The sequence below is a fragment of the Sporolactobacillus sp. STSJ-5 genome, from assembly GCF_024385605.1.
GTDB lineage: Bacteria > Bacillota > Bacilli > Bacillales > Sporolactobacillaceae > Sporolactobacillus.
The window spans coordinates 1-1,630 of record NZ_JANFOJ010000044.1; the positions used below are offsets into that span (position 1 = coordinate 1).

1 protein-coding gene is annotated in these 1,630 nt (G+C 49.0%); it reads left to right on the top strand.

Features of this window, described 5'->3' with window-relative positions; translation table 11 throughout:
- The first annotated feature begins 186 nt into the window (after positions 1 to 186).
- Positions 187 to 1,533, top strand: coding sequence for an ISLre2 family transposase (locus NOM01_RS17010; protein ID WP_255749778.1), 1,347 nt, complete (start codon positions 187 to 189; stop codon positions 1,531 to 1,533).
- Positions 1,534 to 1,630: the final 97 nt, after the last annotated feature.

Sequence of the window (1,630 nt, forward strand, 5' to 3'; positions counted from 1 at the left end):
GGTAGGAGTAAAATATTTGTAGGCAGAAAAATAGCCTTGATTTCCAGTTTATGGCAATCGCCGTTAACTGGAAATCAAGGACACCAAGCGGTAGCGCGGTAGGGAGTAGAAGCGATTTCTATGGAAAAGAGGGTGACTCCTTGGTAGAATCAAAGTTGACAACAACGATTCGGAAGGAGCACCCTCATGAAACAGAATACCACAGCGTACATGAATTTAAAACAACTGGAACAACTTATCTGGCGACAGGTACAGGAAACCTTTGCTCAAGTGATGAAAAAACTCTTGGAGGAAATGGATCAACAGATTGCCGACGAACGGGATAAAAAACAGTACCGGTTTGTGAGTAGACGTCGGCTTCAAATCACCAGCCTTTTCGGTGAACTCACGGTCGAACGCGCGTACTATCGCGACCGAACCAAGAATGAATATGTCTATCTCTTGGATCGATATTTGGACTTTGAAAATCCCGGCCATCTCAGCCCGATGGTTGAAGAAGCAGCGATTGAATTGGCGATTCAGGGCCCATCCTATCGCAAGGCAGCCCGGGCTCTGGAGACGTTTCTTGGCTACTCGGTCATCAGTCATGAAGCGATTAGGCGACATCTACTTGAGACGAAACCGATCCCGAAACCACAGGAAACGATCCATCATCAAGTTCTTTTTATTGAGGTCGACGGTTTGTTTGTCAAGCATCAGGGAAAAGGCGTGCGAGGCAAGGAGGAACGCGTGGCCAAGATCCATCAAGGATGGGAAAAAAACGGGAAGCGGATCCAACTGAAAGAGAAGCGTCATTTTATCCACCGAGGGAAGCAGCCATTTTGGGAAGCGCTCGAGGATTTCTTGACAGAGACCTATGATTACGACCCCACCGTGCACAAGCTAGTCATTAACGGAGACGGAGCCAGTTGGATAACGGCTTGTCGCGACTATTTCCGAGATCGCGCCTTCTTTTGTATCGACCGCTTCCACGTGATTCGGGACATTCGCCGTCTGTTTTTCGGACATCCTCGGTACAAAAACATTCGAAAAGCCTTGCGCGCCTGGGATGGCACAGCGGTGGTGACTGAACTCAATAGTGCGGTTGGCACTCTTGAAAGCGAAACACAGGAAGAACGGCTGGAGGCACTCATCCAGCAACTTGAGAACTATCCGGAAGCATTAGGCGATTATCGAAAATGGCTGGAAACATTCGCGATTAACACGGACGGGATGCGGACGATGGGCAGTGCGGAAGCGACGATGAGCCAATTGGCCAAACGCATGAAAAATGGGCGCAGTTGGGTCGAGAAAGGGAAACAGGCGATGATGAACGGCCTGGCTGCCCAGATGGATCACATGGGTCTCCAAACGCTGTTTGGTCGAATGGACCGTTGGAATGAAGTCAAGCAGGACGAGACAAAACCGCCGAAACACTACGTGGAGAAAGTCACGCATACCGTGGGTGAATGGGCACGAGGCAACCTACAGTATCTGCAAGGTAAGTCGGGCATTCCGATGCACCGGGCACTGAAGGCGATGAAAGGTTTTTAAAAGACAACAAAGATTCAACAAGGACAACCCCTAAAACAGTGAATACGCTTACTTACCTAGTCATAAAAATTTCTGCCTACAATTGCTTGACTCAACC

Coding starts and splice junctions, on each gene's coding strand:
- NOM01_RS17010 (WP_255749778.1), top strand. CDS start 187: ATGAAACAGAATACCACAGCGTACATGAATTTAAAACAACTGGAACAA.